Annotated in this window: 2 protein-coding genes; both read right to left on the bottom strand. The window is 64.7% G+C overall.

What is annotated here, in order from left to right; all coding sequences use genetic code 11:
* Positions 1-30 precede the first annotated feature (30 nt).
* The gene (locus ACYVGC_RS24950) at positions 31-921 is read right to left on the bottom strand and encodes an IS3 family transposase (RefSeq protein ID WP_460586565.1); all 891 of its coding nucleotides are present in this window, start codon (positions 919-921) and stop codon (positions 31-33) included.
* Positions 918-1226: a transposase gene (locus ACYVGC_RS24945; RefSeq protein WP_460586564.1), complete on the bottom strand. Its 309-nt coding sequence runs from the start codon at positions 1224-1226 to the stop codon at positions 918-920. Before ACYVGC_RS24945 ends, ACYVGC_RS24950 begins: the two co-directional genes overlap by 4 nt.
* Positions 1227-1275: the final 49 nt, after the last annotated feature.

Below are 1275 nucleotides of genomic sequence, written 5' to 3'. Positions count from 1 at the left end.
TGAGGTGGTCGGGTGCAAATGGACACCGAGCTAAGGTAGGTTGAAAAGGTAGTGAAGTTCGATTTCGAGCGGGGTGCAGTAGCCCAGGGCCGAGTGCAGCCGCTGGGTATTGTAGTAATGGTCCAGGTATTCGGCCAGTTCGAAGCGGGCCTCCTCCAGGTCAGCAAAGCAGGCTCCGCGGGGCAGTAGCTCCGTTTTGAGCGTGCTCCAGCCACTCTCCGCCAAGGCGTTATCGTAGGGGTTGCCGGGCCGGCTCAGGCTGGCAATGGCCTGGGTACGGTCCAGGAGTTGGGTGAAGGCGTCGCTGGTGTACTGGCTGCCGCGGTCAGCGTGCACGAGCAGGCCGGGCGGGGGCTGGCAGACCGCCACCGCCCGGTTAAAGGCGGTTAGAATCAGGTCGGTGTGCAGCGACTCGCTGACATGCCAGCCCACCACGCGTCGGGAAAAAGCGTCGCGCCAACAAGCCAGGTAGGCCCACTGCCCCGTGGCCAGGGCCAGGTAGGTGATGTCGCCCACCCAAATGTGGTTAGGAGCCGTAGCCGCGGGCCAGGTAGCGAGCCTGTTGGCAGCGGCCACGGCCTGCGGGTCGGCTTTGGTGGTGCGCGGGGGGCGAGTGCTGACGCGGGTGCAGAGGGCGCGTAAGCCGCTGGCAGTGAGCCAGCCGCGCAGCCGCTGCCGGCCCACTGCGTGGCCTTCGCGCCGTAGTTGGGCCCGTAGCCGGCGCTGGCCGTAACGGCCGGCATGGGTGGTGAACACGCGTTGGGCCGCCACCTGCCAAGCGAGCGGCGTTGACTCGGCGGCCGCTGCTGGTTGGCGCTTGCGCCAGGCATAGTAGCCGCTGGCGCTGACGCGCAAGACCTGGCATTGCTGCTGCACCGGCCAACAGGCAGCGTGTAAAGCAATGAAAGCGAAGCGTTTCATCGGCCCGTCGGTTGTGAAAAGATGGTCAGCGCTTTTTTTAAAATATCGCGCTCCATCTCCGCGCGGGCTAACTGCGCCCGCAACTGCTTGTTTTCCTGCTCCAGCGCCTCGCTGCCTGCTGGCCGAGCAGCTTGGGCGCGAGCGGCCCGCACCCACTTGCCCAACACGGCCTCGCTCATACCCAACGCCTGCGCGACCCGCGTCGCCGCTTGCCCATCTTGGTTTACGCGGCGGACCGCCTCGGTTCGAAAGGCTGCATCGTACTTGGTTCGCTGCCGTTTACTAGCTGGTTTTTCTGCTTCCATGACAAGGGAAAGTTACTTTCGCCGTGTCCATTTTTACCCGACCACCTCA

It is taken from the genome of Hymenobacter arcticus (genome assembly GCF_054779975.1).
Note: the sequence above shows the minus strand (reverse complement) of the source record. Positions and strands in the feature narration are given on the sequence as shown.